This is a genomic window from Vreelandella profundi, from assembly GCF_019722725.1.
GTDB classification, from domain to species: Bacteria; Pseudomonadota; Gammaproteobacteria; order Pseudomonadales; family Halomonadaceae; genus Vreelandella; species Vreelandella profundi.
Window position 1 is genome coordinate 2,754,661 of sequence record NZ_CP077941.1, and the last position, 24,137, is coordinate 2,778,797.

At 53.8% G+C, this 24,137-nt stretch carries 20 protein-coding genes and 5 tRNA genes; 7 read left to right on the plus strand and 18 right to left on the minus strand.

Annotation, left to right across the window (positions count from 1 at the left end):
* Positions 1–17: 17 nt before the first annotated feature.
* The 9 genes from KUO20_RS12610 to KUO20_RS12650 all read right to left on the minus strand — a co-directional run bounded on the left by KUO20_RS12610 (position 18) and on the right by KUO20_RS12650 (position 10,691).
* Positions 18–542 carry a gamma carbonic anhydrase family protein gene (locus KUO20_RS12610; RefSeq protein WP_235040204.1) on the minus strand — a complete coding sequence of 175 codons (525 nt, stop codon included), beginning with the start codon at positions 540–542 and terminating at the stop codon, positions 18–20.
* A 34-nt stretch (positions 543–576) separates the two neighbouring features.
* The gene (locus KUO20_RS12615; RefSeq protein WP_235040205.1) at positions 577–3,579 is read right to left on the minus strand and encodes an FAD-binding and (Fe-S)-binding domain-containing protein; all 3,003 of its coding nucleotides are present in this window, start codon (positions 3,577–3,579) and stop codon (positions 577–579) included.
* Between the two features lie 18 nt (positions 3,580–3,597).
* A complete protein-coding gene (locus tag KUO20_RS12620; RefSeq protein ID WP_235040206.1) occupies positions 3,598–4,815 on the minus strand; it encodes a pyridoxal-phosphate-dependent aminotransferase family protein in 1,218 nt (405 codons plus the stop codon).
* A 100-nt stretch (positions 4,816–4,915) separates the two neighbouring features.
* The gene (locus KUO20_RS12625) at positions 4,916–6,103 is read right to left on the minus strand and encodes a CaiB/BaiF CoA transferase family protein (protein WP_235040207.1); all 1,188 of its coding nucleotides are present in this window, start codon (positions 6,101–6,103) and stop codon (positions 4,916–4,918) included.
* Between the two features lie 42 nt (positions 6,104–6,145).
* Positions 6,146–6,952 (minus strand): enoyl-CoA hydratase/isomerase family protein, encoded by an 807-nt coding sequence (locus tag KUO20_RS12630; protein WP_235040208.1) that lies wholly within the window; start codon positions 6,950–6,952, stop codon positions 6,146–6,148.
* Between the two features lie 64 nt (positions 6,953–7,016).
* Positions 7,017–8,300, minus strand: a complete 1,284-nt coding sequence (locus KUO20_RS12635; RefSeq protein ID WP_235040209.1) for a TRAP transporter large permease — start codon at positions 8,298–8,300, stop codon at positions 7,017–7,019.
* 9 nt (positions 8,301–8,309) lie between these two features.
* Positions 8,310–8,870, minus strand: coding sequence for a TRAP transporter small permease (locus KUO20_RS12640; protein WP_235040210.1), 561 nt, complete (start codon positions 8,868–8,870; stop codon positions 8,310–8,312).
* A gap of 65 nt (positions 8,871–8,935) precedes the next feature.
* The gene (locus KUO20_RS12645; protein ID WP_235040211.1) at positions 8,936–9,913 is read right to left on the minus strand and encodes a TRAP transporter substrate-binding protein; all 978 of its coding nucleotides are present in this window, start codon (positions 9,911–9,913) and stop codon (positions 8,936–8,938) included.
* A gap of 316 nt (positions 9,914–10,229) precedes the next feature.
* On the minus strand, positions 10,230–10,691 hold the full coding sequence (locus tag KUO20_RS12650) for a GlcG/HbpS family heme-binding protein (RefSeq protein ID WP_235040212.1): 462 nt from the start codon (positions 10,689–10,691) through the stop codon (positions 10,230–10,232).
* Between the two features lie 210 nt (positions 10,692–10,901).
* Between KUO20_RS12650 and KUO20_RS12655 the strand changes: the two genes are divergently transcribed.
* From KUO20_RS12655 to KUO20_RS12675, 5 genes are all read left to right on the plus strand, one after another.
* Positions 10,902–11,585: a GntR family transcriptional regulator gene (locus KUO20_RS12655; protein WP_235040213.1), complete on the plus strand. Its 684-nt coding sequence runs from the start codon at positions 10,902–10,904 to the stop codon at positions 11,583–11,585.
* 213 nt (positions 11,586–11,798) lie between these two features.
* Positions 11,799–13,298 (plus strand): glycolate oxidase subunit GlcD, encoded by a 1,500-nt coding sequence (glcD, locus tag KUO20_RS12660; RefSeq protein ID WP_235040214.1) that lies wholly within the window; start codon positions 11,799–11,801, stop codon positions 13,296–13,298.
* A gap of 52 nt (positions 13,299–13,350) precedes the next feature.
* Positions 13,351–14,451, plus strand: coding sequence for a glycolate oxidase subunit GlcE (gene glcE / locus KUO20_RS12665; protein WP_235040215.1), 1,101 nt, complete (start codon positions 13,351–13,353; stop codon positions 14,449–14,451).
* A gap of 16 nt (positions 14,452–14,467) precedes the next feature.
* Positions 14,468–15,700: a glycolate oxidase subunit GlcF gene (gene glcF / locus KUO20_RS12670; RefSeq protein WP_235040216.1), complete on the plus strand. Its 1,233-nt coding sequence runs from the start codon at positions 14,468–14,470 to the stop codon at positions 15,698–15,700.
* Between the two features lie 74 nt (positions 15,701–15,774).
* Positions 15,775–16,176 carry a heme-binding protein gene (locus KUO20_RS12675; protein WP_235040217.1) on the plus strand — a complete coding sequence of 134 codons (402 nt, stop codon included), beginning with the start codon at positions 15,775–15,777 and terminating at the stop codon, positions 16,174–16,176.
* A 99-nt stretch (positions 16,177–16,275) separates the two neighbouring features.
* On the opposite strand, the gene KUO20_RS12680 is transcribed toward KUO20_RS12675, so the two are convergent.
* The 9 genes from KUO20_RS12680 to KUO20_RS12720 all read right to left on the minus strand — a co-directional run bounded on the left by KUO20_RS12680 (position 16,276) and on the right by KUO20_RS12720 (position 21,412).
* A tRNA-Asp gene (locus KUO20_RS12680) sits at positions 16,276–16,352 on the minus strand.
* Between the two features lie 119 nt (positions 16,353–16,471).
* Positions 16,472–16,547: transfer RNA gene (locus tag KUO20_RS12685), tRNA-Val, on the minus strand.
* Between the two features lie 19 nt (positions 16,548–16,566).
* Positions 16,567–16,643 (minus strand) — tRNA-Asp (locus tag KUO20_RS12690).
* Positions 16,644–16,756: 113 nt separating this feature from the next.
* Positions 16,757–16,833, minus strand: a tRNA-Asp gene (locus KUO20_RS12695).
* An 83-nt stretch (positions 16,834–16,916) separates the two neighbouring features.
* Positions 16,917–16,992: transfer RNA gene (locus KUO20_RS12700), tRNA-Val, on the minus strand.
* Positions 16,993–17,104: 112 nt separating this feature from the next.
* Positions 17,105–17,827: an alpha/beta fold hydrolase gene (locus tag KUO20_RS12705; RefSeq protein WP_235040218.1), complete on the minus strand. Its 723-nt coding sequence runs from the start codon at positions 17,825–17,827 to the stop codon at positions 17,105–17,107.
* 49 nt (positions 17,828–17,876) lie between these two features.
* Positions 17,877–18,788 carry a tRNA 2-thiocytidine(32) synthetase TtcA gene (gene ttcA, locus KUO20_RS12710; RefSeq protein ID WP_235040219.1) on the minus strand — a complete coding sequence of 304 codons (912 nt, stop codon included), beginning with the start codon at positions 18,786–18,788 and terminating at the stop codon, positions 17,877–17,879.
* A 114-nt stretch (positions 18,789–18,902) separates the two neighbouring features.
* The gene (locus KUO20_RS12715) at positions 18,903–19,568 is read right to left on the minus strand and encodes a 3'-5' exonuclease family protein (RefSeq protein WP_235040220.1); all 666 of its coding nucleotides are present in this window, start codon (positions 19,566–19,568) and stop codon (positions 18,903–18,905) included.
* Positions 19,565–21,412 carry a DUF294 nucleotidyltransferase-like domain-containing protein gene (locus KUO20_RS12720; RefSeq protein WP_235040221.1) on the minus strand — a complete coding sequence of 616 codons (1,848 nt, stop codon included), beginning with the start codon at positions 21,410–21,412 and terminating at the stop codon, positions 19,565–19,567. Before KUO20_RS12720 ends, KUO20_RS12715 begins: the two co-directional genes overlap by 4 nt.
* A gap of 665 nt (positions 21,413–22,077) precedes the next feature.
* Between KUO20_RS12720 and KUO20_RS12725 the strand changes: the two genes are divergently transcribed.
* Both KUO20_RS12725 and KUO20_RS12730 read left to right on the plus strand, forming a co-directional pair.
* A complete protein-coding gene (locus KUO20_RS12725) occupies positions 22,078–22,338 on the plus strand; it encodes a DUF4212 domain-containing protein (protein ID WP_235040222.1) in 261 nt (86 codons plus the stop codon).
* A gap of 6 nt (positions 22,339–22,344) precedes the next feature.
* Positions 22,345–24,126, plus strand: coding sequence for a sodium:solute symporter family protein (locus KUO20_RS12730; protein ID WP_235040223.1), 1,782 nt, complete (start codon positions 22,345–22,347; stop codon positions 24,124–24,126).
* The last annotated feature ends 11 nt before the right edge of the window (positions 24,127–24,137 follow it).

Genomic DNA, 24,137 nt, shown 5'->3' on the forward strand with positions numbered 1-24,137 from the left:
TAACGAGACAAGTGCAGTCAATCTATTCGCTTGAGTTCTTGGCGATGGCGCTTGCTACGCTCTACATAGCCTTGAGCATTTTTCTTAAGACCCGCCACCACTTCTTCAGAAAGGGTTCGCACCACTCGGGCAGGTGAACCAACAATTAAGGAGTTCGCTGGAAACACCGCGCCTTCTTTAATAAAGGCGCCAGCACCTACTAAGCTATTTTCACCAATCACTGCGCCATTGAGCACCACTGCCTGGATACCGATTAGGCAGCCATCGCCAACCGTGCAGCCGTGCAGCATGGCCTGGTGCCCGACCGTCACGCCTTTACCTACTTTGAGCGGAAAGCCTGGGTCTGCATGAAGCACTGCGCCATCCTGAATATTGCTCTCTTCGCCGACCTCAAGGTGATCCGAATCGCCGCGCAATACTGCCTGATACCACACGCTTGAATGTGCTTTTAAGGTCACTTGGCCGATAACATCCGCTGTTTCGGCAACGTATACGTCGTCGTGAATATCCGGGCGGTGCTCGCCGTATTGATAAATGGCCACGTTGACCTCCTAGGTTGTTATTGATGTACAGCCTTCAGGCTAGCGCTTGTTCCAGCAACCGAGCAACGTGTATTGCTTCGCGACCGCTGCCGTCATGAATTTGATGGCGACAGCTTGTGCCGTCAGCAATGAGCACGGCATCTTTATCAGCGCTGCGAATAGCGGGCAACAGCGAGAGCTCGGCCATTTTTAGCGATGCCTCATAGTGCTCCGCTTCATAGCCAAAGCTGCCCGCCATGCCACAGCACGAGGACTCAATTGTTTTGACCTCAAGGCCGGGAATCCAGCCTAGTACTTGCTCGACGGGGCGCAGTGCGTCAAACGCCTTTTGATGGCAGTGGCCATGCAGCATAGCGTGCCCGTATGGCAGCGCTTTAAGGTCAAGCGGAAGCTGATCAGCCGCACGCGCGTTGACCAAAAACTCTTCAAACAAGTACGCCGATGACGACAGTGCCTTCGCTTCTTCACCAAAGCCGTACTGCAAAAATTCATCGCGCATGCTGAGTAAGCAAGAAGGCTCTAGCCCCACTACTGCCACACCACGTTCCACAAAAGGCATCAAGTGCTCAAGGGTACGTTTGGCTTCTGCTTTGGCTTTATCAAACTGCCCCGATGACAGATAGGTTCGCCCGCAGCACAGGGGCCGCTGCCCTTTCGTGACATTCAGATGAACGCGATAACCCGCCGCTTCCAGCACCCGCTTGGCCGCCTTGGCGTTATCGCCCTCCATGTAGTTATTGAAGGTATCAACGAACAGCAGCACTTCGCGCTCAGATTGCGAAGGGTGCCGGGACGCCTCGGCACTGGCAAGAAAATTGCCGTTAAAGATGGGCAGCGAACGCTGGGGCGCAAGCTTAAGCGCCTGTTTGATTTGCTTGGCCAAAAAAGGCACTCGCTCAACGCCGTTGACCAGTGCGGAAAACTTGCTGGCCCACGGGGCATAGCGCGGCATTTCGCCTACCATACGGTCACGTAAAGAGATCCCTTTAAGATGCGCGCGGGCGGTACGTGCCTCTATTTTGAATTTGGCCATATCCACGCCCGTGGGGCAGTCGCGTTTGCAACCCTTACACGAAACGCATAAGTCCAGCGCCTCTTTGACATCATCGCTGGCGAGCCCTTCATCACCCAGTTGGCCGGAAAGCACCAGGCGCAGCGTATTAGCGCGGCCCCGGGTCAAATGCTGTTCGTCCTTGGTAATGCGAAAACTTGGGCACATGGTTCCCGCGTCAAACTTACGGCAGTGGCCGTTGTTGTTGCACATTTCCACGGCCATAGCCAAGCCATGGGTGGCATCGCCGCCGCTGCCTGGCGACGTTTGCTCACCGGTCAAAGGGTCACGCTTTACATTCCAAGCGGACCAGTCAAACACCGGGGTTAGCGGAATGGTTTTATAGGTTTTAGGAAAACGAAAATAGCGTTCGTCGTCCATCTTCGGAGTATCGACAATCTTGCCCGGATTGAACAGATTGTTAGGATCAAACAGCTGCTTTATTTCACGAAAGGCGTCGTTGATTGTCTCGCCAAACTGCCACGCCACCCATTCACCACGGCAAATACCGTCGCCATGTTCCCCGGAGTAGGCGCCTTTATATTCGCGCACTAGCGCGGAGGCCTGCTCGGCTATTTCGCGCATTTTCTCTGCGCCATCCCGACGCATGTCGAGAATCGGTCGCACGTGCAGCGTACCAACGCCTGCGTGGGCATACCAGGTGCCCTCCGTGCCATAGCGGTTAAACACGTCGGTCAGCTTTTCGGTGTACTCCGCCAAATGCTCTAGCGGCACCGCGCAGTCTTCAATAAAAGAAACCGGCTTACCGTCGCCCTTCATACTCATCATGATGTTGAGCCCGGCTTTGCGCACGTTCCACAATGCTTTCTGCTCAGCGGCTCCGGGCATGTCGACCACGCTGCCAGGCAGGCCTAAATCTGCCATCAGCTCGCTAAGGCCGTGCAGAGCTTCCAACTGCGCCGCGTAGTCTTGGCCAGCGAACTCTACGAGCAAAATCGCTTCAGGCTTACCAATCAACGCCTTTTCAATCACGGGTCGAAACGCAGGGTTTTCCAGCGATAGCTCAATCATCGTGCGATCAACCAGCTCAACCGCCGTAGGGCCGAGCTTGACGATATGCTGCGTGAAGTCCATCGCCTGATAAAACGTCGGGAAGTTCACCACGCCGAGTACTTTTTGCTCGGGCAACGGTGACAGCCTAAGCTTAATACGCTGGCTAACACCTAGCGTTCCTTCAGAGCCCACCAATAAGTGGGCTAAGTTCACACGTCCGTCAAGGTCATAGGGAATAGGGTTTTGGCAATCGAACAGATCCAGATTATAGCCACCGACCCGCCGCAGTACCTTGGGAAAATGGTCACGTATTTCAGGCGCGACACGCTGCGCAATGGCCTTTATCTGCTCAGCAAAACGCTGCTCTTGAGAGCCTTGTGCGACACTGTCCACGAAACCAAAGTTGGCCGCGCTACCGTCGGCTAAAAGCGCCTCGACGCCTAGCACGTTATGCACCATATTGCCGTAGTAAATAGAGCGAGAACCACATGAGTTATTGCCCGTCATACCACCAATCGTGCACTGCGCGCTGGTAGAAACATCCACCGGATACCATAGCCCAAGCGGCTTAAGCCACGCGTTCAGGTGGTCAAGCACAATGCCTGGCTCGACCACCACGGTGCGCGCCTCGGCGTCGAAATCGACGATCTGGTTGAGCCAGCGCGTGGTATCAATCACCAGCGCCTCACCAACGGTTTGGCCACACTGACTAGTCCCCGCCCCCCGCGCCAATATCGGCACTTTGGCATCTCGGGCGATATCCAGCGCTATTTTCAGATCCTGCTGGTGGCGCGGTATGACCACGCCTACCGGCGTCACCTGATAAATAGAGGCATCGGTTGAATAGCGCCCCCGCGTTGCACGATCAAACAGTACTTCGCCTTCCATTTCGCGTGATAGCCGCTCGGCAAACTCACCGAGCGGTCGAATCTTGGCATCACCGGGCAGGCGATGATTGGTCAGAGACGTCATGTGGCTCTCCCCCGTCATTTAGCGCTCTGTAGCGCCTGCATTGAGCGGATTAGCTGCAAAGTAATCCAGCGCGGCAAGCACACCGCTTCCCTTCAGCTTCACGCCTGCAAGCTTCATGCCCGCCTCACAGCCGCCCAGGGTGGCAATCAGGGTTAGATCGTTGCAGTCGCCTAAATGGCCAATCCGGAACATCTTGCCCTTGGCCTTACCCAACCCCATGCCGAGTGAAAGATCAAACCGCTCATAGATGATCTTGCGCACGGCATCCGCATCAACGCCTTCGGGCATCACCACACCCGTCAGTACGGGCGAATACACCGCTGGGTCCTGACATTGGATTTCCAGCCCCCACGCTTCTATCGCCGCACGTACGCCGGCTCCCCAGCGCTGATGGCGAGCCAGCACATTGTCGATGCCTTCATCCAGCAGCATATCCAGCGCTTCATTTAGCCCGTAAAGCAAGTTAGTGCTTGGCGTGTAGGGCCAGTAGCCGTTCTTATTGGCCTCCAGAATTTCATCCCAGGCCCAGAAACTTTTTGGCAATGTCGACCGTTTACTCGCTTCGATTGCTTTGGGTGAGAGCGCGTTAAAACTGATGCCTGGCGGCAGCATCAGGCCCTTTTGAGAACCGGAAACGGTGACATCGACGCCCCACTCATCGTGGCGGAAGTCGGCGCTGGCCAAGCCTGAAATCGTATCGACAATCAGCAATGCAGGGTGGCCTGCCGCATCAATAGCCTTACGTACAGCCGCAATGTCGCTGGTCACGCCTGTGGAGGTTTCGTTATGTACAACGCACACCGCTTTCAGCTCGTGACCGGTATCTTCTTTTAAGCGCGCTTCGATCATGTCGGCCTGCACACCCTGGCGCCAGCCTTCATAGCCAGGCAGGCTCAGAAATTCAGGCTGGATGTCCAAACGCAGGGCCATTTTGTGCCATAGCGTGGCGAAATGGCCGGTTTCAAACATCAGCACACGGTCGCCAGATGACATGGTATTGGCTAAGGCGGCTTCCCAGGCACCGGTACCTGACGCCGGGTAGATAATCACCGGGTTCTCGGTTTTGAAGATCTTTTGAATTTTGCTCAGCAGTTCAAGACCTAGCGCGCCGAACTCCGGCCCACGGTGGTCAATGGTGGGCAGGCTCATCGCTCGTAAAATGCGGTCTGGCACCGGTGATGGGCCAGGAATTTGCAAAAAATGACGACCGGATGGGTGAAAATTAAGTTTTAACATGATGACGCTCCTATTTGTTGTTGTACGGCTCGCGGCTAGATCTGCCGGTTAGCGTTATTCAAAATGGATAATGAATGCAATTTACCGCATCAAAAAAGCGCTATTTGATACATCCTTCAGCGCGTAAACCATCAAGCTCTTCACCAGAGATACCCAGGCTATCAAGCACTTCATCAGTATGCTGAGCAAACAACGGCGCAGGGCTACGAATTTGCGAGGGCGTTTCCGAAAACTTACTGGGAAAGCCGATGGTTTTCATTTTGCCTATGACGGGGTGGTCCATCTCCTGCACCATGCCTCGGGCTAGATAGTGTTTATCCTGCATGGCTTGAGCGAAGTCGTTAATGGGCCCAGCCGGTACACCCGCGCTGTCACAAAGCGTTAGCCACTCATTGACACTTTGGCCGGCCATCAGCTCTTCAAGCAGCGCTTCCAGCTCTTCAACGTGCTGACCGCGCGCCTGGTTGGTGATAAAGCGCGGGTCTGCCATTAGCTCATCGCGTTTTAAGACATCCTGACAAAAGCGTTCCCAGGTGCGCTGATTGGCACAGCCAAGCATCAAATAGCCATCGCTGGCTTTAACTGCCTGATAAGGCGCAGACACCCGATGGCGCCACCCCGTTGGCTCAGGCACGGTACCTTCAGAAAAATACGCTGCCGCTTCCCAGGTAAACCAGGGCAATCCACACTCGGTAATGGCGATATCAATATACTGACCGGCACCCGTCTTCATCTTATGAATACAGGCCGCCAGGATTGAATAAATCGCGGTGAGTCCGGCACCAATGTCGTAAACCGCAATGCCGGTTTTCAGCGGGCGTTTGCCCTGCTCACCGGTCATCGACATTAATCCCGTCATGCCCTGAGCCACCAAATCGAACCCCCCTTTATGGCTATAAGGGCCGGTTTGCCCGTAGCCTGAAATGGAGCAGTACACGATGCCAGGGTTGATGGCCTTAATCGTGTCGTAATCAATGGCCAGCGACTTGGTGACGCCTGGCCGGTAGTTTTCGACAATCACGTCGGCATCAGCGGCTAAGCGATAGAAAATCTTGCGGGCGCGCTCGTCTTTTAGGTTGAGCGATATGCTCTTTTTATTACGGTTAATTTGCGAAAAGCAGGTCGACTCGCCATTCACGTAAGGTCCCATTTGACGGCTGTCATCACCGCCATTGAGCTTCTCGACCTTAATCACCTCAGCGCCCATGTCAGCCAACACCATGGTGCAGTAAGGACCGGCCATAATTTGCGATACATCCAGCACTTTTATGTCTTGTAGGGGAAGCACAGGCTTTCCTCCTAGTTAGTCGATGTAAGCTCCGGCCGACAACTAATGACCAGACCACTTAAACGGCGTTTTATTGACGAATTTATCCACCGCCGAGGAAAAATCTTGGCTCATATAGCAGGTGGTTACCCAGTCATCACTCGCGTCGGCGGGAAGACGGCGCTGCTCCAGCGCACGTCCAATCAGCGCTTTACTGGCTTTAAGCGTTAGCGGCGCGCGCTGAGCAAAGGCTTCTGCTAGCGTCGCCACGTCGGCATAAATGGTGCTGGCGTCAAACTGCTGATTGATCAATCCCGCCGTGAGGGCTTCATCGGCGCCAAACAGGCGTGCCATCATCAGCGCCTCTTTTGTCCGCGCAACGCCGAGCATATCGACCATGCGCGAGACGTTGTTAATCGACAAAGTGTTGCCCAGCGTTTTGGCAATCGGCACGCCAAACTTGAGTGTTGAGGTGGCGTAGCGAAAATCGCACACTAGCGCCAGTGCCGCCCCGCCACCCACGCAGGCGCCCTCTATCAGTGCCAGCGTGGGCTTGGGAAAGGCCTCAAGCTTACCCACGACACGGTCAATACGCCGCTCGTAGTCAATGGCGTCACTCGCCTCGGTAAAAGTTGAAAACTGACTGATATCGGTCCCGGCTACAAAGGCTTCACCGCCCACGCCGTGTAAGACAACCGCATGAATGTCGTCGTTGTCGACCAGCTGATCGCAGTGCTTTTCCAAGGCGTCGTACATCTCCCAGGTCATGGCATTGCGGCTCTGCGGGCGATTAAAACCAATCCAAGCCACCCCGTTACGCTGCTCAAAGCGAACGCTCTCGACGTGACTGGGTTCGTTTACATTGCTCATCTGCTACTCCTGTTAGGCGTGTCGTGTCCGAGTGCTACCTTTCAGCCATCGATCAACGGCCACGTTATCCGTAGACAAAATTCACTAATGCCAGCGCAAACGCAGGGATATAGGTATTTATCATCAGGATCGTAAACAGCACGGCAATGAACCACAGATTGGTTTTCGAGGTTGCCCATATATCCGATTTAGCAATGGAGCACGCCGCAATGAGCACGCTGGCCACCGGAGGCGTTTGCTGGCCAATCGCTAAGTTCAAGGTAACAATCAGACCGAAGTGCAGCGGATCGATACCCACTTCAAGTACTAGCGGCAACACAATGGGCACGACCAAAATGATCGCCGCAGCGGAGTGCAGGAAAATACCTAAAATCAAGAAGATGATATTGAGCAGCGCCAAAATCATGTACTTGTTGCTGGTAAGTTCACTGATTTGCATCGCAATCTGCTGGGGAATGCGCGTTTCAGTCAGATACCCACCGACGACCGCTGACGCTGCCACCAGCAGCATCACGACCGCGGTTTGCACGCCGGCACTCTTACAAGAGTCGATGAAGTTTCTGACGGTGAATTCGCGATAGATCACCGCACTGATAAAGATCGCGACACATACTGCCAGTGCCGCGCCTTCGGTCGCGGTGACAAAGCCACCAAAGATACCGCCTAGAATGATGATCGGAATCAACAGTGCCCAGATCGCTTCTTTGAAGGCGATCCATAGCTGCGAAACTCGAAAGCGCCCTTCAGAAGGAAAGTTATATTTGCGTGCCAGGTAGTAGCACATCGCCGCCAAGCCCATTGCCCCCAGAAGCCCAGGGAAGATACCGGCAACAAACATTTGTACTACCGACTCACCCGACATGACCGCATACAGAATCATTGGAATAGAAGGCGGCAGGATGATAGCAAGGCTGGCAGCCGAGGAGGAAATTGAAGCGGCAAATTCTTTGGTGTAGCCCCGCTTTCGCATCGCGGGAATCAAAATACTGCCGATGGCCGACACGCCGGCGACGGAAGATCCTGAAATTTCAGCGAAAAATACCGAAGCGCCGATGGTAACCATCGCTAAACCGCCTTTAATAAACCCTACCATCGCCATGGCTAGGTCAATCAAGCGCCGCGAGATACTCGAGGCGTTCATAATGGCACCGGCGAGAATAAACAGCGGAATAGCAATCAGCGGGAAATTGGTGGCACCCTCAAACATAGTCATGCCGACGGTAGGCATTGCCAAGCTGCCATACGACATAAACGTTGCAACGGTTCCCACCAATGCTAATGCCACCGCAACGGGCACATTGATCAGGATCAGCAGAATTAATGCGATAAAGATATACAGTATGACCATGGTGTCTGCTTACCCTCGCTGCTGTGTGCTAACGGCTTCGACGGCGTCTGCGTCAAGGCCAGCTTCTTCAAGTTCATGATCAATAAACCCTTTACCACGAGCACTTTTGATCACGTCGGGGAGCCGCAGCAGTTCAGCAATAATGAACAGTACGGAAGCAACGGGAATAGCCGACTGGGTTATCTGCATTGAGACAGCGGGGAGGCTGACCATGTTGACGCCATCGAGAATCAACATCACCTGATAGCTTGCTAAGCCAAGGAAGATAAAGAAACCGATGGTGATAGCTTCAGCCAGCAGCGCAACCGGCACACGAATGACCGGCGGGCACATATTCAGCACGCTGGGGCAGGTAATATGAGCACCTTTAGCGGCGGCCAACGCCGCGCCGTAATAGGTCACCCAGGCCAGCAACACAGCCGCCAGCTCGTCATACCAGCTTAAGGGAAAACCCAGATAGCGGGTTATGAAGCCAACGGTGACGACGCCCGCAAGCGCAATCACCAAAACGACAACGATACCTTCAAGAAACGAAAAATAGGCGTTCTTGAACTTTGTAAAAGCACTCATGGAGACCTCCGAGAGACGAGGTGCCGCGCACCGTGCGATGCACCTCTTATAGGTTGGCGCGGGACTTACTCGCGTAGCGCAGCCACTGAGTCAATCAAGTCCTGACCACCGTCTACTTCATCGGCAAACTTACTGTAGATAGTTTGTGAGGCCTCAACGAAAGCATCGAAATCGACGTCGTTGACTTCCATTCCCTCTTCTTCCATTTTCACCAGGGTTTCATCATCAAGACGTTGACCCTCTTCTAGCACGAAGTCTTCCATTTCAACGGCGACTTCTTCGAGCACTTGCTGTACTTCTTCCGGCAGGCGGTTCCAGCTAACGCCAGCGGTTAGGTAGGCGGGGGTATAGACGTGATTGGAGATAGAAAGATAATCCTGCACTTCCTGGAAGCGCGAGGAGTAGGTTTGAATCAACGGGTTTTCCTGGCCATCCATTGCCCCGGTTTGTAGCGCCACGAACACTTCAGAAAGCGACATCGGGGAAGGCGCCGCACCGTAGCTACGGAACATTTCAATACGCCATACGCCGCTGGGCGTACGCAGTTTTATGCCTTCAAGATCGCTAGGCACAACAATCGGTCGAACGTTGTTAGTGATTTGACGAAAACCGTTCTCCCATACCCCGATAATTTTAAAACCACGGGCCTCAGCAGCATCATATAGCGGCCCGCGTACGATCTCATCGCGCACGCGCTTCATGTGCTCACGGTCGGCAATTAAGTAGGGCATTTCAAACAGTGCAAACTGATCTGACTCAGAGCTCATTACCGTGGAGGGTAGCGAGAGATCCAGCGAGCCCAGGCGCAAACGACGCATCATTGATTCATCGCTGCCCAGTTGGCTGTTGCCATAAACATTTACTTCGGCAACGCCTTCCAGGCGTTCGTTGGCGAGTTCAGCAAAACGATTGGCGCTAATTTCAAATAATGAGCCAGGGCCACCCACATGGCCAAGGCGCACTTCAATAGCGGCGTTAGCGGCGGCGGCCTGTAAGCCAAGCGATACAATGGCCGTTGCCAGCGCTGTTTTGAGCAGTTTCATAGTGAACTCCAGGTGAAGCATTTGTTGTTGTTGGCTATGTCGCCACCGCGGCGTTAGCTCACGATGGAACCTGCATGGGAAGCTTTTTGAATAGGCCAACGCGTTGTTGATAGGCATCTACAGCAAAGGCTTTCCCCACCTCAATTTGAATTCAAAATTCAAAATTAGGTATTAAACTTTCGTCTTGTCGCAGAAATTAGGCTGCAACGCCTTGTTTTTTAAGCCACCACTAACGACCTTCATACATAAAAAAACGGGCGGTGGCTCGAATAAGCCACACAGCCCGCTCTTGAATCTCAATTATCCCGCTATATTGCTAGCTAGGCTCAAGCCCCCAACGTAAACCTGCTAGCTCAATGCCCGCTATAGCGGCCTGCTGATCTTCATCGGACGAGGCGCCGCTTACGCCCACCGCGCCAATCACACATTGCTGATCATTCAAAATGGGGACTCCGCCTGCCACGGCCACAAAATGCCCCTGGGAAGCCGCCGAAACGCTGGCAACAAACGCCGTGCGTTCAGCGTTGCGAACGCCTAACACGCCGCTGGCTACCCCAATGCCAAGTGACGCATAGGCTTTCCCCTGTGCCACTGGAAAACGCAGCGGTGCACAGCCATCTTCACGCTCTGCTGCCACTAGATTACCGCCGCCATCTAATACCACGATGGTTAGCGGCGGAAGATTGGCTTCGCGGGCCAGCGCTATAGCGCCTTCGATTACTTTTCTACTTTGTTCCCTAGGAAGCTGCACGCTGCAGTGAAATACTTGTCCGGCCATCGGTTTTACCTTTGTGATTGTTAAGATGACAAAATCATCAGCAGAATGCTGACACCGTGAATATTGAATTCATAATTACTTTTGCAGATCATGCAAATAATAGCCACTATGCAAAGACGGTTTTAAGCAAATGGTATCGTGCTCAAACGATCCAGGTGGTCTGGGTAGCTTGGCAGCAGGCCAAGTGCGCCACTGACAGGGAACTGAAGAATGACAAAGATATTGCAGCGCAATTTATATCGCGAAGTGGCCGATAGAATTGGCGAACTCATTGAGCACGGCGAACTATCCCCCGGTGAACGAATATCTGAAAAGCAGCTGTGTGATAGCTTCGGCGTATCGCGCACGCCATTGCGTGAAGCGCTGAAGGTACTCGCCACCGAAGGCCTTATCGAGCTGCTGCCCAACCGAGGCGCGCGGGTGGTACAGCTGACCTTCAAAAATGTGAAAGACACTTACGATTTAATGGCGGCCCTGGAAGGGCTCTCCGGCGAGCTTGCCTGCCAGCACATCAGTGACGCTGAGATTAGCGCCATTCGAAAGCTCCACGATACGATGCTAGAGCACTACCGTAATCGCGATCTATTGCCCTATTTCAAGGTCAATCGCCAGATTCACGAAAGCATTCTGGCCGCGGCAAATAATGACGTTTTACAAGAGACCTATAGCAACTTAAACCAACGTGTTAAGCGCGTGCGTTACTCCAAGAAAATGACCGAGCGTTACTGGAGCCAGGCGGTAAAGGATCATGAAAACATGATGGCGGCGCTCGAAAAGCGCGATGGGGCGCTGCTGGGCCAAATCTTGCGTGACCACTTATGCAATAAAATCGAGGTAGCCACGCTAGCAGGCGTTATTAACACTGATTATGACAAGAGTATCGCTAACGGCTGAGCGGACCTAGCGTCACTCAGCAGCTCAGGACGCGTTGTGTCGACTAATTAATGGTAAGACCAATGCACCACGGTCTAGACAGACGCGCAAAAAAAGCCCAAATTGAAACCATGTAGCGCAGCCGCGCTGTACGTGAGATATGCACGTGCGTGAAATGTGTGCGTGAAAATAGCCAGCGTTATCCTTTAATGACAATAAGCATGGGATGTCATCATGAATATCCTCTTTGATGAGCGCCTAGATGGCCCGCTCGTCGGCCGTGATAAAACAGAGGTTTTAAGCGACCTGCAGCAATCCATTCCTGAGATGACACTTCTGCATCGCGAGGAAGACCTGCGACCTTTTGAGTGCGACGGGCTAGCGGCCTATCGCGTATTGCCCATGCTGGTGGCGATGCCTGACTCGCTTGATCAGGTGGAAAAGCTGCTTAAACGCTGCCATGCATTAAGCGTCCCCGTTGTCACCCGCGGCGCAGGAACCGGGCTTTCTGGCGGCGCGCTGCCGCTAGAGAAAGGTGTACTGCTGGTAATGTCGCGCTTTAACAAAATTTTAAAAGTCGACCCTGACGCGCGTCTAGCGCGTGTTCAACCCGGCGTGCGCAACCTGGCTATTTCTGAAGCCGCCGCGCCCTACTCGCTCTACTATGCGCCCGACCCTTCATCGCAAATTGCCTGCTCTATTGGCGGCAATGTGGCTGAAAACGCCGGTGGCGTGCACTGTTTAAAATATGGCCTTACGGTCAATAACGTTATGCGCGTTGATGTGCTCACCATTGAGGGCGAGCACATGACGCTGGGAGCCGAGTCGCTAGATGCGCCCGGTTTTGATCTGCTAGCCCTTATGAACGGCTCTGAAGGCATGCTGGGGGTGATCACTGAAATCACCGTCAAGCTACTGCCCAAACCGGAAACGGCGAAAGTGCTGATGGCAAGCTTTGATGACGTCGAAAAAGCCGGCCGGGCCGTCGGCGACATCATTGCCGCAGGCATTATCCCCGGCGGCCTAGAAATGATGGACAAACTCGCCATTCAAGCCGCTGAGGATTTTGTCAGAGCCGGCTACCCTCTCGACGCTGAGGCGATTCTACTCTGCGAGCTAGACGGCGTTGAGGCTGATGTCGACGACGACTGCGCGACCGTACGCCGAGTGTTGGAAGACGCCGGGGCCACTAACATCCAGCAGGCTCGCGATGAGGCCGAGCGCGCCAAGTTCTGGGCCGGGCGTAAAAATGCCTTTCCCGCAGTGGGCCGTATGTCGCCAGATTACTACTGCATGGATGGCACCATTCCCCGCCGCGAACTTCCACGCGTGCTTAAAGGTATTGCCGCGCTTTCCGAAGAGAGCGGGCTACGGGTAGCCAACGTGTTTCACGCCGGTGACGGCAATATGCACCCACTGATTCTGTTTGATGCCAACAAAGAGGGCGAGCTAGCGCTTGCCGAAGAAGTGGGCGGCAAGATCCTCGAACTCTGCGTGGCAGCGGGCGGCTCAATTACCGGTGAGCATGGCGTTGGCCGCGAAAAGATCAATCAAATGTGCAGTCAGTTCCAGCCGGACGAAATTAGCGTTTTCCACGCGCTAAAGGCGGCTTTTGATCCGCAGCGGCTGCTGAATCCAGGCAAGAACATTCCAACGCTGGCGCGCTGCGCTGAATTTGGGGCGATGCACGTCCATAACAACGAGCTACCACACCCGGAGCTGCCGCGTTTTTAATAGTTAACCTAGCCACGATAATAACTAGGCAAGACCAAAACTAGGAAAGACCATGACCGAACGAGCGATGTACGCCGCCGACCGCGATATCGCTGACGCCCTGTGTGAACAGGTGCGCAGCGCGTATGCCGAACGCACCCCGCTACGTATTGTAGGCGGAGACACCCGCGCTTTTTATGGCCGCCCCGTGGAAGGCCAACCACTGCAAATGGCCGAACACAGCGGCATTGTGAGCTACGACCCGGTGGAGTTAGTGGTAACCGTGCGCGCTGGCACACGCATTCGTGACTTAGAGGCCGTGCTAGCAGAGCAGAATCAAATGCTGGCGTTCGAGCCACCGCTATTTACTGAAAGCAGCACCATTGGTGGCGCAGTCGCCACCGGGCTTTCCGGGCCGCGCCGCCCCTGGGCGGGTGCGGCGCGCGACTTCGTACTGGGCACGCGGGTGATTACTCAAGAAGGCAAACTGCTCCGCTTTGGCGGTGAAGTGATGAAGAATGTCGCCGGTTACGATCTTTCGCGCTTAATGGCTGGCGCACAGGGCACTCTGGGCGTACTGACCGACATTTCCTTTAAAGTGCTGCCGATTCCCACGGCCACTCACAGCCTGCGGCTAACGTACAGCCTTGACGATGCGCTCAAAAAACTCGCTGAACTGGGTCGTCAGCCGCTGCCAATCACGGCAGCGGCCTGGCATCAAGGTGAGCTGTTTCTACGCTTAGAAGGCGGCAAAAGCTCGGTTAACGCCACCCAGGAACGCTTGGGCGGTGAGCCGCTTGATGCCCGTTTCTGGCGTGAGCTGCGCGACCATACTCACAGGTTCTTTCAGCCCGACGATGATCAGGCGCTGTGGCGTTTATCGCTACCGCCGCATACGCCGCCTCTGGCCTTGGATATTCCCGAAACGAATATTTTCTACGACTGGGCGGGTAGCCAGCGCTGGGTAAAGACAACGCTGGATGCAGACACGCTGCGCGCTACGTGCAACGCCGCGGGCGGTCATGCGACCTGCTACACGCCTCATTCCCAGGGCGGCGCCGTAGATCCCTTCACACCGCTCAACGCGGTAGTGGAAAAATATCATCGTAACCTGAAGGCGGAACTGGATGCTCATGGCATATTTAACCCCGGTCGTCTTTATGCGGCGTTTTAATCAGGAGAGCTGACATATGCAGACGCACTTTACCGATGCCGATCGTCAAAAGCCGCATATTCAGGAAGCAGAGCGTATTTTACGCACCTGCGTTCACTGCGGTTTCTGCAACGCTACCTGCCCTACTTATCAGCTGCTAGGCGATGAGCGCGATGGTCCCCGCGGGCGCATCTATCTAATGAAAGAGCTGCTTGAGAGCCAAGACGATGACGACCAGGTCACCGATGAGACTCGCCTGCACCTTGACCGCTGTCTGACGTGCCTTAGCTGTGAAACCACCTGCCCTTCGGGCGTGGAGTACCATAAGCTGCTTAATATTGGGCGTGCTGAAATTGAGCGCCGCGTACCGCGCCCGGCCGCTGAGCGGGCCCAGCGCTATGCACTGCGCAAGATGATGGTTGATCCTAAGCGCTTTCAAGCGCTGCTGAAGCTTGGGCAAACCTTTAAGCCGCTGGTGCCTGCCAAGCTGCGCAGTAAAATGCCTACGGCCCCCGTGGATGCCGGCACTCGCCCCGATGCCCACCGCCATGCTCGGCAAGTATTAATGTTAGAAGGCTGCGTACAACCGGGGCTATCACCGAATACCAATGCCGCTACCGCGCGCATACTTGATCGTTTAGGGATTAGCGTAACGCCTGTTTCTGAAGCAGGCTGCTGTGGCGCCGTGGATTTTCACCTCAACGCCCAAGACGACGGGCGCGCTCGCATGCGCGCCAATATCGACGCCTGGTGGCCGTATATTGAGCAAGGCACCGAAGCGATTGTGCAAACCGCCAGTGGCTGCGGCGCCTTTATTAAAGAGTATGGACACATGCTCAAGGATGACCCCACCTACGCAGTGAAAGCGGAAAAGGTTAGCACCCTGGCTAAAGATATTGTCGAAATCTTGCGCGATGAGCCGCTAGAGGCGTTGAACGTTAACGACTCAAAGCGGCTGGCCTTTCACTGCCCCTGCACGCTACAGCACGCTCAGAAGCTCAATGGCGCGGTTGAAGGCGTGCTCACTAAGCTAGGCTTTTCTTTGACGCCGGTTCAGGATGGGCACCTTTGCTGTGGATCGGCGGGGACGTACTCTATTACCCAGCCTGAGCTTGCCACGCAGCTGCGTGACAATAAGCTCAATGCACTTGAGGCAGGCAAGCCGGATGTTATTGTCACGGCCAATATCGGCTGCCAGACGCACCTTGCCGGCGCCAACCGCACCCCGGTGCGCCACTGGGTGGAAATCGTCGATGCCGCTCTGCCTTAATTGATTCTTCCCTGTGCCGCGCTGCTTATTAATGGCGCGGCCACTTTTCTCTCTACCCTAAAAAGGATGTAAGCATGCAAACAAAAGCTATTCTCGCCCAAGCCGATGTCATTAACGTATTAGACGCAGCGCAGAAAGAAGCTGAGAGTAACGGCTGGTCGGTGACGATTGCAGTGACCGACGATGGCGGTCATTTATTAGGCCTACGCCGTTTAGACGGAGCTGCACCCTTCAGTGCTGACGTCGCTACGCACAAAGCGCGTAGCGCCGCGATGGGCCGCAAAGAAACACAAGTGTTTGAAGAAATGATCAACGGCGGGCGCACCGCGTTTATTTCTGCGCCGCTGCAAGGCCTTCTCTCAGGCGGCGTGCCGATTATTGTCGATGGCCATGTGATAGGCGCTGTCGGCATTTCAGGCGTCAAGCCTGATCAAGACGTGCTAGTGGCCAAAGCAGCCGTGAGCATTATTGCTTAAATAGTTGCGCGCAGCTTAGGCTGCGCGCAATAAAAAAAGCCCGGATCATTGATCCGGGCTTTTCAGAATTTGTTCGGCTAATGCCGATGAGTGCTTTAATGGCGGACCGGACGAGACTCGAACTCGCGACCTCCGGCGTGACAGGCCGGCATTCTAACCGACTGAACTACCGGTCCACTTTAAGGCACTTACTATAAAAACGCTTGATCTATAAAAATTAGATAAACGCTCCTATACAACCATCACAACACTAATATTTTAAAGCGGTTCAGAGGCGCTTTAAACTCTTAGGCGATGGTGGGTGGTACTGGGTTCGAACCAGTGACCCCCAGCTTGTAAGGCTGGTGCTCTCCCAACTGAGCTAACCACCCAATCTATTAGCAGTTATCGTGGCGGACCGGACGAGACTCGAACTCGCGACCTCCGGCGTGACAGGCCGGCATTCTAACCGACTGAACTACCGGTCCGAAGTGCGATAACATGCTTTTTACTGCAACATCTTTTCTAAAACATTTCTTAGAACTAATGCCTTACAACAGTATCAGTGAAACAGTATTCAAGCTAAATAGCGATGTGATGTTGGCGGACCGGACGAGACTCGAACTCGCGACCTCCGGCGTGACAGGCCGGCATTCTAACCGACTGAACTACCGGTCCGTTATGCACATCAGTACTTAATTATACTTGCCTTACTATTACGCTACCACTGCTTTTCTACAACGTATCTTTACCATCTAAGATGGTGGGTGGTACTGGGTTCGAACCAGTGACCCCCAGCTTGTAAGGCTGGTGCTCTCCCAACTGAGCTAACCACCCGCTGGACACGTGGCGCTGCATTCTACAGAAGACTTGTTGAATGTCAACATGCTACGTTTAAAACGGTTATTAAAACGATGTTTTAAACTAGCGTGCTGCTCTCTGCTAAGCCTTAGCCGTAAGCGCGGACGAAGGATGCCGCAATTTGGGTAGCTTCGTCAATCAAAACCTTGTGCGTTTGGCCAGAAGAGCGACGCGGCTTGAAATCATGGTCGCCATCTTCTAGCCATGCAAGATGGGCATTGGCTGGTAAATCGTAATTTGCGACCTCACTGCGGGTGCCGAAAGGATCTCTCTCGCCCTGTAAAACAAGCAAAGGGCACTCAATAGCTGGCCAGTGGTCCAGACGAAGCTTGTCAGGCGCTTTAGGTGGATGAAACGGGTAACCAGCCACTACGACCCCAGGACACGTCTGCTGGCTCGCTAGCAGCGTCGCTACACGCCCACCCATTGACTTGCCCCCGACCCACAGAGGAATCGCCGACAGCGGACTCAGTAACGCATACCACTCTGCCAACTGGGCAAGCGTTTGAGCAATTGGCGGAGGAGGCCTGCGCCTGCCGGCTTCTTGCATCTGCTGCATATAGGGAAAGTCGATGCACAGTACTTGCACGCCCTGCTGGGCTAAAGAGGTGACAAATTGCTGCATGAACGCTGACTGCTGGCCGGCTCCCGCCCCGTGGGCAAACAGTAGCCGCCCTACACTAGCCTCGCCATGCACTGAGAGCGGCCCCCTGCCTTGTACCAAAAAACGCCCCGCTGGCTGGCGGCGAAGCGTCTCTCCCAACGCCTCAGGGCGGACAGGGCTATATCCAGACAACGCATAGTGTGACACGCACGGCTCCTAACGATTAAGGGATCGCTATTCAGCGCTAACGATTGCGCTAGCCGACGTTAAACGCCTGGATACGCCCCGCCATTAGCTCCGCCTGTTTGGCCTCTAAGCCTTCGAAGTTGAAAAGACTGCGGTCTGCCAACTGTGAAGGCGCAATATTGGTAACGGCTTTGAACATGCTTTCCAGGCGGCCGGGGTAGTTCTTATCCCACTCGGCGAGCATTTCTTTGACTACTTGGCGCTGCATATTGGGCTGAGAGCCGCATAGGTTGCAGGGGATAATCGGGAATTCCATCAGCCGCGAGAATTCAGCGATATCGGCTTCTTTGCAGTAGGCCAGCGGCCGAATGACCATGTTTTTACCGTCATCGGACAGTAGTTTTGGGGGCATTGCCTTTAAGCTGCCGCCGAAAAACATATTCAGAAACAGCGTCTCAAGAATATCTTCGCGGTGATGCCCCAAGGCAATCTTGTTGGCCCCAATCTCTTCAGCAAAGCCGTACAGCGAGCCGCGACGAAGGCGTGAACACAGAGCACAGGTAGTTTTACCTTCAGGCGTTTTTTCCTTCACCACCGAATAGGTATCACGCTCAACAATGTGATATTCAACGCCCTGCTTATCCAGATAGGCAGGCAGCACGTGCTCAGGAAAGCCCGGCTGCTTTTGATCCAGATTGACCGCTATCAGCGAAAAATTGATCGGCGCGTTGCGCTGTAAATTGCGCAAAATCTCCAGCATCGTGTAACTGTCTTTACCGCCGGACAGGCACACCATTATGCGGTCACCCTCATTGATCATTTGATAATCAATAATCGCATTGCCCACTTCTCGGCGTAGACGCTTTTGCAGTTTGTTAAAATCGCGCTTTTGCTTGGCGCCAGCAAAATCCTCTGAGCCGCCCTGCGCAGGATTAACGTGGGCCGAGGAAGGATGGGGATCAAAATGATTAAGAGATTGCATGGTATAGGCACTACCGAGGGTGAAAGATGCTGGAAATGAAAAGCAGCCACCATTCTAGCAACACTCGCTGCTTTGACCCAACATTCAGCCTCGCCGTTCGGCGCCAGCCGCTTCCTAAACGGCCTCTGCCATCACGCGCTGCAGGCGCATGTACAGCAGCGCGCTCGCCGTGGCTTCGCCTAATACGCTGTGGGTAGCTCCCATAGCAGGCACCTGCCAGCAGGCCAACGCCTGGGCAAAGCTGCTAGGCGCGTCAACTTCTGGGTGCACGCGCCTTAACTGGCGCTGGTGTAATTTCGCCACATCGACCTGGGCGTTGGGCAGTTCAAAATTTAGGCGCGCGCTTAGCAGCGCATTGAGCGCTCCAATTCGCTGATCCAGCTGCCAGCCCACAACGGGGCGATTGCCGATGAACTCCACTAACGCACTTAGGTTACCGCTGCTTGGCGGCGTTATTTCACCTGCCTGGCACAGTAAGCGATGGCGGCGCAGCGACGCATTATCAGCCTGGCCCGCCGCGCCCAAGCTCAGCACAAAGGCCTGACTGGTCAGTATGCGCTGCTGATTAAACACAATAGCCGCCAGGCTAATGACCGGTGATGACACCGTTGGCGTTACGTGACAGGTGAGCGCCACCAGCTCTTCCCCCATGTAGGGCTGAAATAACCAGGCGTAGGGGGAATCAGCACAGCGCCGCCGATCGCTTTCACGACGCAGCAACGTGCGTAGCGAGCCGCTAAACAGCGCCACGTGTCGATCTAGCAGCCATATTCCACTCACGAATACTCCAAATGATAACGATGCGAAAGACGCTGTTTAAAGTCTTTAACGATGTGCAGCGCCTCACGCAACAGGTCACGTTCTAGTGACGAAAGCGTTTGCACCACGACTCGATTTGCCCGGCTAGCCGCTTGAGCTTGCTGATCCACACCTTGGCCACTCTCCACCTCCAATGCATCAAGCTGTTGCTTAAGACGCAGCTCGGCAAACAGCGATAGCGCCTCACCGAGATCATCAGCAAAACGGCGATCTAAGCGGCCGTCTGAAGCCAAGGCGTCAAGCCGGTCCAGCGTAGAAGTCGCTTTGATGCGCCGTTCAAGCGCCATGGTGCGAACACCGTGAACAATAGGAAAAATACCGCCCTTTTTAATATCGATACCGTGCTGAGGCTTTTTCAACGAGCCAAACAGGGTCAATGGCGTTGAGAAGCGCAGCGCCGTCCGGGCAAAATAGGAAAGTAACAGCTCGTCATCGGAACAGCGTGCAAACAGCTCTTCGCGCACGCTTTCAAGCAGGCTTGGATTGCCCGCGACGGCATGGGCATCAAGCATAATCGCCAGCTTCATCAGGCTATCGCCATCGCGCTCACGGGCCCACTTTGCAATACTGGCTTTCCACTGCGACACGGTGCCTACCCACTCAGCATTAGACACCATAATATTGCCGGGACATGGCGGATAACCGAGTTGCACCAAGGTGTTAGTTAGCTTTTTCATATCGGCGGAAAGATCAGGCCACTGGACGTCATCGGCAAGAATTAGCCCATTATCTTGATCCGTTTTCAGAATTTGCTCGCCGCGCCCTTCGCTTCCCATCACCATCATGCAGCTATGCTGACGGTACCCCTCGCCAACGGTAAACTCCCAGGCTTTACTCATGATGCGGCCGTTCAACGCAGCGAGCAGATCCATCGCGAAACGCAGCTTAACGCCCTGAGTCATGAGCGCTTTAACAAGCTCGGGCGTACGCTGGCTAGCTGCCGCCAGCGCCTCCAGGCTTGTCGCCTGCTCAACCTGTAGAGTCACAACAAAACTGCGGCTTGAAAAGTAGCTAAGCACGTCGGTAAGTTCGACAACGCCGCTTAAAACGCTGTTTTCCATCACGACGACCCGGGCCACTTTATGCCGCGTCATAAGCACCAATACTTCAAACAAGTACTGATCCGGCTCAACAGTCACTAAATTGAAGTGGGCAATTTCATCAAGCGGCGATGTCACATCACAACTGCCCAGTACCAAACCGTTAAGCAAGTCGGTTTTGGTCACCATTCCCAGCGTACCCTGGGTGTCCACCAGCAGGCTGTCGGCATGGCTATCGTTAAGCTGCTTCACGGCGCTAGCAATATCGGTAGATGCGGCTACTAGCAGCGGCTCGCGCATACACTCGCTGACCTTAGCCAGCATGAAACCCGCCATAGCGACACCCCCTTCGGCGCGCTTTTCAGTCAGCAGGCGCGCCTTATGGGTTAACGATTGGCGAAAGAAGTCACTAAAGGTTGGATAGCGACTGCAAAGCTGCTGAAACAGCGCCTTAGGCAATAAATAGCACAGGCACTCCTGCTCTGCCTTAAAGCGGTAGCGGCTTTTACCGTTCAAAATGCTGATCGCGCCAAATATATCGCCCGGCGTGTAGTGTCCGATGCGCGAGGTGGACGATGGCAAGCTGGCATCTATTTCAGCCACTTCTCCTTTATGAATTAAGAAAACAAACTCACCCACCTGGCCGGTCTCTAAAATAATTTCGTCGCGATCAAAATAAGCGAGATCAATGCCGCGGCGAATGTGGTCACGCCCTTCATCATCAAGAAGCGTAAACGGCAGCTGGGATAAATCCACATCAACCATTGTGCATGACCCTCATTTAACTAAAAGGCGGGCTAAAAAACGTGACATAACGTTCAAAGCTGACGTGGAGTAATCAATTATTGTGCCTGCGCGAAAAAACCCGCTGCTATTATTTGCAACTCACTCTACGGGTATAAAGGATTCACTTCCCAACAGGCAAGCAGAACATTGTTATACCTTTAGCTATCACGCTAAAGTCGAAGCGACTTTAGCGACACGACCAAAGTATTGATACATCTCTATCAGCATTAGACTAAAACAAAGTATTTATTTAAAGCAGCCAATAACGCAGCATTTATTCATCTACTAGACTATCGTCCCATAACGCTTGAAATACTGACAAACTTCGTTCAAATAGCGGTTAAAAATTCGTATTTTCAATCATATGCAAAGCACTAGCCGACATCTGCTCGTATATTGATACCAAAGTCTGGGATTTATTTTTTTGCATTTATTAGCCACTATTAGCACTGAGCCATGCAGGGTAATCGCACGTTACTAACTCACTCGAGATTGTTTTGTGGATAACAAGCTGACGCACTAAAAACGGCCAGCTTGTTAGCCCTAAAATGGAGTAGTTCTCGACGTACGATTACCTTGATGGGTTACACGCTATTCCTGGTGAACTTTCCCAACCTTAAAAATCACAAGTGGAGAGAAACACAATGGCAGACGACAAAAGCAATGCTGCTGAATACTGGAAAGCTAACGTCCGTTTAATTTATGGATGCCTAGCCGTTTGGGCCTTCGTTTCTTACGGATGCGCTATTCTATTTCGCCCTCTCCTAGCCGGCATTCCGGTTGGCGGAACTGACTTAGGCTTCTGGTTTGCACAACAGGGCTCAATTCTGACTTTTATCGTACTGATCTTCTTCTATGCCTGGAAGATGAATAAGCTCGATCAAAAATATGGCCTTGAGGAGTAAGCCGGTATGAGCCAGTTTGCAATTAACTTACTGTTCGTCGGCTCTTCCTTTGCCCTTTATATCGGCATCGCGATTTGGGCACGAGCAGGCTCGACGAAAGACTTCTATGTGGCAGGCGGCGGCGTTCATCCTATCACCAACGGGATGGCTACCGCGGCGGACTGGATGTCAGCGGCATCGTTTATCTCGATGGCGGGCTTGCTCGCCTCCGGTGGCTATGCGAACTCCACCTTTTTGATGGGCTGGACCGGTGGCTATGTGATCCTGGCGATGCTGCTAGCGCCTTACCTACGTAAATTTGGCAAGTTCACCGTACCAGACTTCATCGGTGACCGCTTCTACAGCAATACCGCGCGCCTTGTCGCGATTGTGTGCTTGATTATCGCCTCCGTTACTTACGTTATCGGTCAAATGACCGGTGCAGGCGTTGCCTTCTCTCGCTTTTTGGAAGTTAGCAACACTTGGGGTATTTGGCTTGCCGCGCTAATCGTTTTCCTCTACGCCGTATTTGGCGGCATGAAAGGCATCACCTACACCCAGGTTGCTCAATACGTGGTGTTGATTGTTGCCTACACCATCCCTGCGGTATTTATTGCCATGCAGCTAACCGGCAATCCCATTCCGATGTTCGGCATGTTCAGTACGCATACCGAATCCGGCGTGCCGCTGCTTGAGAAACTGGACAGCGTGGTAAGCGCACTTGGCTTCCAAGACTACACCGCTGACGTAGATAACAAGCTCAACATGGTGCTGTTCACCCTGTCGCTAATGGTCGGTACTGCCGGTCTTCCTCACGTTATTATTCGCTTTTTCACCGTGCCTAAAGTGGCCGACGCGCGCTGGTCTGCGGGCTGGGCATTAGTCTTCATTGCGCTGCTTTATCTCACCGCGCCAGCGGTAGGCTCCATGGCCCGCTTGAACCTGATGACCACGGTTTATCCAGAAATGGCGGGGCAGGTTGAGAACTACGAAGAAGCGGCACAAACGCCGATCCTGTACGAAGACCGCCCTGAGTGGTTCCGTACCTGGGAAGACACGGGGCTGATTATCTACAACGACGTCAACAGCGATGGCCGCATCCAGTTTTACAATGATGCCACTGACTACACCGATCGTGGTTGGGAAGGTAACGAGCTCAACGTCAATAACGATATCCTGGTACTCGCTAACCCTGAAATCGCCAACTTACCCGGCTGGGTCATTGGTTTGATTGCAGCAGGCGGCATCGCAGCGGCGCTCTCTACCGCGGCGGGCTTGCTACTGGCAATCTCTTCAGCCATTAGCCACGATTTGATCAAAACGATGATCAATCCAAAAATCAGCGAAAAAAGCGAGATGCTGGCGGCCAGGATTTCAATGGGTGGGGCGATATTATTAGCCACCTTCCTAGGGCTTAACCCGCCGGGGTTTGCGGCACAAACGGTCGCCCTGGCCTTTGGTATTGCCGGTGCATCGCTGTTCCCTGCGCTGATGATGGGTATTTTCTCTAAGCGGATGAACAACTCAGGCGCGATTGCTGGCATGCTGGCGGGCTTAATCAGCACCCTGCTGTATATCTTCACCTACCTGGGCTGGTTCTTTGTTGCAGGCACCAACATGTTGGCAAATACGCCTGACAACTGGTTCCTGGGCATCTCTCCGCTGTCCTTCGGTGCCGTGGGTGCAATGATTAACTTTGCGGTTGCCTTTGCGGTCTCTAGCGTGACAAAAGCTCCGCCGCAAGAAATTCAGGACCTGGTGGAAAGCGTTCGCTATCCGAAAGGTGCTGGCATGGCGATAGATCACTAAGTCATAATCAT

Bases quoted from the DNA above. Each gene is read 5' to 3' on its own strand.
- KUO20_RS12640 (WP_235040210.1), bottom strand. From the start codon at position 8,870: ATGAGTGCTTTTACAAAGTTCAAGAACGCCTATTTTTCGTTTCTTGAA.
- KUO20_RS12720 (WP_235040221.1), bottom strand. From the start codon at position 21,412: ATGGTTGATGTGGATTTATCCCAGCTGCCGTTTACGCTTCTTGATGAT.
- KUO20_RS12645 (WP_235040211.1), bottom strand. From the start codon at position 9,913: ATGAAACTGCTCAAAACAGCGCTGGCAACGGCCATTGTATCGCTTGGC.
- KUO20_RS12675 (WP_235040217.1), top strand. From the start codon at position 15,775: ATGCAAACAAAAGCTATTCTCGCCCAAGCCGATGTCATTAACGTATTA.
- KUO20_RS12655 (WP_235040213.1), top strand. From the start codon at position 10,902: ATGACAAAGATATTGCAGCGCAATTTATATCGCGAAGTGGCCGATAGA.
- ttcA (WP_235040219.1), bottom strand. From the start codon at position 18,788: ATGCAATCTCTTAATCATTTTGATCCCCATCCTTCCTCGGCCCACGTT.
- glcE (WP_235040215.1), top strand. From the start codon at position 13,351: ATGACCGAACGAGCGATGTACGCCGCCGACCGCGATATCGCTGACGCC.
- KUO20_RS12630 (WP_235040208.1), bottom strand. From the start codon at position 6,952: ATGAGCAATGTAAACGAACCCAGTCACGTCGAGAGCGTTCGCTTTGAG.
- glcD (WP_235040214.1), top strand. From the start codon at position 11,799: ATGAATATCCTCTTTGATGAGCGCCTAGATGGCCCGCTCGTCGGCCGT.
- KUO20_RS12615 (WP_235040205.1), bottom strand. From the start codon at position 3,579: ATGACGTCTCTGACCAATCATCGCCTGCCCGGTGATGCCAAGATTCGA.
- glcF (WP_235040216.1), top strand. From the start codon at position 14,468: ATGCAGACGCACTTTACCGATGCCGATCGTCAAAAGCCGCATATTCAG.
- KUO20_RS12650 (WP_235040212.1), bottom strand. From the start codon at position 10,691: ATGGCCGGACAAGTATTTCACTGCAGCGTGCAGCTTCCTAGGGAACAA.
- KUO20_RS12730 (WP_235040223.1), top strand. From the start codon at position 22,345: ATGAGCCAGTTTGCAATTAACTTACTGTTCGTCGGCTCTTCCTTTGCC.
- KUO20_RS12635 (WP_235040209.1), bottom strand. From the start codon at position 8,300: ATGGTCATACTGTATATCTTTATCGCATTAATTCTGCTGATCCTGATC.
- KUO20_RS12620 (WP_235040206.1), bottom strand. From the start codon at position 4,815: ATGTTAAAACTTAATTTTCACCCATCCGGTCGTCATTTTTTGCAAATT.
- KUO20_RS12725 (WP_235040222.1), top strand. From the start codon at position 22,078: ATGGCAGACGACAAAAGCAATGCTGCTGAATACTGGAAAGCTAACGTC.